The sequence below is a fragment of the Methylobacterium sp. A52T genome, from assembly GCF_053346095.1.
On sequence record NZ_JBKFBI010000226.1, the window covers coordinates 1 to 5,493 of the forward strand.

The 5,493-nt window shown below is 74.3% G+C and carries 7 protein-coding genes; 5 read left to right on the plus strand and 2 right to left on the minus strand.

Going from position 1 to position 5,493, the window contains the following annotated elements; translation table 11 throughout:
• On the minus strand, nucleotides 1-398 hold a 398-nt coding region (locus tag ACLBYE_RS29275; protein ID WP_447696842.1), incomplete at its 3' end, for a DUF4142 domain-containing protein.
• A gap of 322 nt (nucleotides 399-720) precedes the next feature.
• Here ACLBYE_RS29275 and ACLBYE_RS29280 point away from each other — a divergent pair.
• The 5 genes from ACLBYE_RS29280 (at nucleotide 721) to nudC (ending at nucleotide 4,906) form a co-directional block, all read left to right on the plus strand.
• Complete coding sequence (locus ACLBYE_RS29280) at nucleotides 721-1,869, plus strand: acyltransferase family protein (RefSeq protein ID WP_447696846.1); 1,149 nt, start codon at nucleotides 721-723, stop codon at nucleotides 1,867-1,869.
• A 27-nt stretch (nucleotides 1,870-1,896) separates the two neighbouring features.
• Nucleotides 1,897-2,760 (plus strand): universal stress protein, encoded by an 864-nt coding sequence (locus tag ACLBYE_RS29285; protein ID WP_020094190.1) that lies wholly within the window; start codon nucleotides 1,897-1,899, stop codon nucleotides 2,758-2,760.
• Between the two features lie 145 nt (nucleotides 2,761-2,905).
• Nucleotides 2,906-3,499 (plus strand): hypothetical protein, encoded by a 594-nt coding sequence (locus ACLBYE_RS29290; protein ID WP_447696843.1) that lies wholly within the window; start codon nucleotides 2,906-2,908, stop codon nucleotides 3,497-3,499.
• A 77-nt stretch (nucleotides 3,500-3,576) separates the two neighbouring features.
• On the plus strand, nucleotides 3,577-3,996 hold the full coding sequence (locus ACLBYE_RS29295; RefSeq protein WP_447696844.1) for an HIT domain-containing protein: 420 nt from the start codon (nucleotides 3,577-3,579) through the stop codon (nucleotides 3,994-3,996).
• Between the two features lie 7 nt (nucleotides 3,997-4,003).
• Nucleotides 4,004-4,906, plus strand: coding sequence for an NAD(+) diphosphatase (gene nudC, locus ACLBYE_RS29300; RefSeq protein WP_020094187.1), 903 nt, complete (start codon nucleotides 4,004-4,006; stop codon nucleotides 4,904-4,906).
• Between the two features lie 149 nt (nucleotides 4,907-5,055).
• Here the strand turns inward: nudC and ACLBYE_RS29305 are convergent.
• A partial coding sequence (locus ACLBYE_RS29305; RefSeq protein ID WP_447696845.1) for a uroporphyrinogen-III C-methyltransferase occupies nucleotides 5,056-5,493 on the minus strand: 438 nt, incomplete at its 5' end.

Consider the following 5,493-nt stretch of genomic DNA (forward strand, 5'->3'; position numbering starts at 1 on the left):
CGCGCCGCGCCGGCACCCGCGCCCTCGAGGCCGCCGACCGGGCCCCCCGCCAGGGTGCCGCCGACCACGCCGGTCGCCGCGCCGACGCCGGCGCCCACGGCGCTGCCCGCCACCGCGATCGGGGCGGTGACCAGGCCGCCGAGGCCCGGATCGCCGGCGACGCCGTTCATCTGGCCGCCGGCCAGGGCGACGTTGGCGGCGCGGTGGTCACGGAGCACCTCCTGGGCGTAGGAGCGGATGCGCGGGTTGCGCGACTTGGACAGGGCGATCTGCGAGGACTGGATCTCGAAGGCGTTCGCCTGCATCGACTGCATGCGGAAGTCGTTGGCGCTCTGGGCCATGGCCGGGGTCGACAGCGCCAGGACGAGCGCGGACGCGGCAGCGTAGTTCTTCAGCATCGGGACCTCTGTTCGAGATGGGCACGCGAACCGTGGAAGGACGCCGCATGTGCAGCACGGACGCCGCGGCAGACGACGTCGCAGGCAACTCGGAGCCGGCGGGTTCGCGAATTGGTCCGTCAACGAGGGTATCGGCTTATGGTTCCTGCCGTTTTCGCCTCGGACAATACGGTTCCCGGGCGGATCTAATCCGGCGCGCGTCCCCTCTCGGGGGATCCCGCAGGATGCCGATCGCGCTCGTCCGGGACAGTGGCCTCGGCGGGTGGGTTCTTCCGGCCGCGCCTCCGGGCAGGGCTCGAAGCGCGACGCGCGCGGGCAGCCCGTGATCGTCGTCGCCGTCCAGATCCTGCGCGCCGCCGCCGCCCTCATGGTGGCGTGGCACCACGCGCGGCACGAGGCGGGACTCCTCGCCGGGCGCGGCGCCGGCCCGGCGCTCGATCCCATGACGCTGCTGCCCTGGTGGGGCGGCGTCGACCTGTTCTTCGTGATCTCCGGCTTCGTCATCGTCCATGCCGGCGGCCGGCTCGCGGGCCAGTCCGGCGGCCGCGCCCGCTTCCTCGCCCACCGGGTCGCCCGGGTGGTGCCCCTCTACTGGCTGGTGAGCCTGCTCTACCTCGTCCTGGCGCTCGCGCGGCCGGACCTCCTGGGCGAGGCCGCCGCGCTGGTGCGCGACCCGGTCGCCCTCGCGGCGAGCTTCCTGTTCTGGCCGGCGGCCCGCCCCGACGGCACCGTCCAGCCGCTCTACGGCCTCGGCTGGACCCTGAACTACGAGGCGGCCTTCTACGCACTCTTCGCCGCGGGTCTCGGCTTCGGGCGGTGCGGCGCCGTCGCGTGGCTGTGCGGGAGCCTGGCCGTCCTCGTGGCGGTCGGCGCCCTCGTGCCGGGCCTGCCGGTGCCGCTGCGCTTCTGGTCGGATCCGATCGTGCTCGAATTCGCCGCTGGCGCCGGTCTCGCCCTCGCCTGGGGCGCGGGATTCCGGCCGGCCCTCCTCCTGCGGGTCGGGCTCGCGGTGCTGGGCGTGCTGGGGCTGATCCTGGCCGCGCGGGTGCTCGCGGGTCTCGGCGAGGCCGACGGGTTCCTGCGCCCGCTCCTCGTCGGCGGGCCGGCCGTCCTGCTGGTGGCGGCCGCCCTCGGGCCGCCCCGCGACCCGGCCGCGGTCGCGCGGCTGCCGTCCCCCGTGCGCGCGCTCGTCGCGCTCGGCGACGCGTCCTACGCCCTCTACCTCGTGCATCCGTTCGCGCTGCGCCTCGTGCGCGAGGCGCTGCTCCGGCTCGGCCTCGCTCCCGCCCTGCATCCCTGGGGCAGCATCGCGCTGATGCTTGCGGGCAGCGTCGCGGCCGCGCTCGTGGTCCACCGCCTCGTCGAGCGGCCCCTGACCCGGGCCCTCCGGAGGCGGCTCGATCCGGGCGCGCCGCAAAACCGTGTGCGCGCCGTGCCGGCCCCGGTTCCACCGCGCGGCCGGGCGGATTAGCCTCGCGTGCCCGAGGAGAAGGCCAGCATGAAGACCCTGCTCGTTCCCGTCGCGATGCACGACGCCCTGCCCTCCGTCTTCGAGACGACCCGGCTGGCGGCCACGCGCTTCGGCAGTCTGATCGAGGGCGTGTCCCTGCGCCCGGCGCTGGCCGAGTACGTGCCGGTCGACATGGTCGGCGGCATGACGTGGCTGCGCGACGAGGAGGCCGACCGGGCCGAGGCCGAGGAGGCGGGCGGCCGCTTCGTGGCCTTCATGGACGGCGCCGGCATCCCGCGGCACGCCCGCGACGGGCTCTGCATACCGGACCGCGTGCCGGATGCCGGACCGCGCTACCGCTGGCGACAGGACGTGCCCACCGGCGACGCGTTCCTCGGCCAGTACGCGCGGCTGTTCTCGGCAACGGTGGTCGGGCGCCCCGGCACGACCGACAACGCCCCGCGCATGACCACGTTCGAGACCGCCCTGTTCGAGAGCGGCCGCCCGATCCTGCTGGCGCCGCCTACGGCACCGGCCAGCCTCGGTGACGCCGTGGTCATCGCCTGGAACGGGTCGACCGAGACCGCTCGGGCGGTGGCTTTCGCGATGCCGTTCCTGCGGCGGGCCGAGCGGGTGCTCGTGCTCAGCGTCGAGGGCGGCATGGTGCCGGGCCCGACCGCGCAGGATCTCGCCCAGGCCCTGGCCTGCGAGGGCGTGGACGCGTCGCACCGGGCCCTGCCGGCCGGCCGGCGCGTGCCCGGCGAGACCTTTCTGGCGGAGGCGAAGGCGTTCGGCTGCGACCTTCTCATCAAGGGCGCCTACACCCAGAGCCGCCTGCGCCAGATGATCTTCGGTGGCGTCACCAGCCACGTCCTCGCCCACGCCGACATGCCGGTGCTGATGGCGCATTGAGCGCTGCGCGGGCCCGGCCGACGGATTGCGGCACCGCACCTCCTTCGGCGCCGGGAACCCTGCCCGGTCCCCGGCGTTCGGGTCCCGCAGCCGGACGGCACACGCATTGTCCACACGCTCGGAAAGGAGCCCCGTGAAGAGCCCCGTGAGACGTCTCTTCCTCGCCGGCCTTCTGGCGACCGCGACCGTCCCCGCCGCCCGCGCTGAGCCGGCGACCGTCCGGTTCCGCGGCACCGTGGTCCAGGCCGATTCGGAGCGCGTGGAGATCCGCCGCACCAGCGGCAGCACCCTGGCCGTGCGGATGGGTCCCCGGACCCGCATCTACGCGGTGAACGGCGCCAGCCTGCGGGCGATCAAGCCGGAGAGCTACGTCAGCGTCCTCGGGGCGTCCGATTCCGAGCCGCGGCAGGCGACCGCCGTGACGCTGTACTCTCCGTCCGAGCGCGGGTTCGAGGCGGGCAGCCAGCCCTGGGACACCGCGCAGGGCGCGCGCCTCACCGCCGGCTGGGTCGCCGACCTGCAGCGCGGCGCGCCGATGCGTCTGACCCTCGCCTATAACGGCGGCCAATCGTCCTTCGCGATCCCCGACGACACGCCGGTGACGCAGTTCTCGCCTGGCGAGAAGGCGATGCTCCAGCGGGGCGCCGCCGTGACGATCTTCGCGCGCCCGGGCGAGGACGGCGGGCTGATGGCGGGGACGATCGCGGTGGGCCGCCAGGGCGTCGTGCCGGGTCTCTGAGCCGCTCGGGCCGCTGCGTCACCGACGGCGCAGCAAACCCGCGCGCCGACGCGGAAGCTGCGCTACACCGGTCGGCGATGACCGAGCCCGCCTTCACCCTCGACCCGCGCCTGTCGGCCGACACCGCCGAAGTGGGCGACCTCGCCCTGTGCCGCGTGCTGCTGATGGACGATGCCCGGTTCCCGTGGCTGATCCTGGTGCCGCGCCGGCCGGACGTCACAGAGATCACCGACCTCTCCGAGACCGATGCCGCGGCGCTCTGGCAGGAGATCCGCCTCGCCACGGGGGTGATGCAGGCCCTGTCCAAGCCCGACAAGGTGAATGTCGGCGCCCTGGGCAACGTGGTGTCGCAGCTCCACGTCCACGTGGTTGGCCGCTTCCGGTCGGATCCCGCCTGGCCGGGGCCGGTCTGGGGGTTCGAGACCCGCAAGCCCTACCCGCTCCACGCCCGCGCCCAGCTCCTCGAGCGCGCCGGCGCCCTCTTCTCCGCGGCCTGACCCTCGCATGACCGATCCCCGCGACACCCTCGGCTTCGTCCGAAACCGCCTCGACCGGCACTCGGCCGAGCAGCCCGAGGAGGCAGTGCCCGCCTTCGACACGCCCGAGGCCCGCCTCGTGCTGATCTGCGGCGACCGGATCGTGCTGCGCGGGGAGACCGCGCTGATCGCGGTCGCGGAGGCGGCGGACCTCGCGGGCGGGACGCGCATCTTCCTCGGGCACCGGGACGGGCAGCCCGTCTTCGCCGCCGCCGCGCCGGCCGAGGCCGCGGAGCGCTTCTCCGAGGGGCCGACCCGCACCCTCGACCTGAGGTCGATCGCCACCGACTCCGCCGTGGAGGCCGAGGAGCTCGGCCTGCTCGCCGTGGCCAAATCCATGCTCGACTGGCACGCCCGCCACGGCTTCTGCGCCAATTGCGGCACCGCCACCGTCTCGAAGGCCGGCGGTTTCCGCCGGGAATGCCCGAGCTGCAGCGCCCACCATTTCCCCCGGGTCGACCCGGTGGTGATCATGCTGGTGCGCCGGGGCGACACCTGCCTGCTCGGCCGGGGCCCGCATTTCCGGCCGCACATGTATTCCTGCCTCGCGGGCTTCCTGGAGCCCGGCGAGACGATCGAGGACGCGGTGCGCCGCGAGGTGTTCGAGGAGACGCAGATCCGCGTCGGCGCCGTCACCTACCGGACGTCGCAGCCCTGGCCGTTCCCGTCGTCGCTGATGATGGGCTGCGCCGCCGAGGCGCTCGACGAGGTTATCGTGACCGATCCCAGCGAGCTGGAGGATGCGCGCTGGTTCAGCCGGGCCGACGTCGCGGCCATGCTGGCGGGAACGCATCCCGAGGGGATCCTGGCGCCGCCGCCCATGGCGATCGCCAACTACCTGATGCGCGCCTTCGTGGCCGGCGAGACCTGAGCCGAGTTCGGTCGATGATTTCGGCGTTGCCGTCCCTGCGAGCGGCGCGAAGCAATCCAGGCGGCGCTACGCTGACCGATGTCGCGCTCCTCTGGGTCACGTCGCTCCGCTCGTGAAGACGGCGCGGACGGCCTTCGGCGAGAACAGACTCAGACCGCGACGCGGGCCTGCTCCGCCTGGGCCGGGAGCGCGCCCCGCATCTCGGAGAAGGCTTCGCCCACCATCAGCAGGGCCGGCCCGTCGAGCCCCGCCGCCTCGACCCGGTCGGCGAGATCGATAGCCGTGCCGCGCAGCGCCGTCTGGTTCGGGCGCGTCGCGTTGAAGACGAGGAGCGCCGGCGTCGTGGGCGCCAGCCCCTCCTCCACGGCGCGCGCCAGCAAGGCCCGCAGGGTCCGCTTCGGCATGTAGACGACCGTGGTGACGCTCGGATCGGCGAGCGCGCCCCAGTTCAGGTCGTCCGGCAGCGCCCCGCGGCGGTCGTGGCCGGTGACGAACTGGAGCCGGCGCGCGGCGTCGCGATGGGTCAGGGACAGGCCGAGGGACGCCGCCGCGCCCTGCGCGGCCGAGACGCCCGGCACCACGGTCAC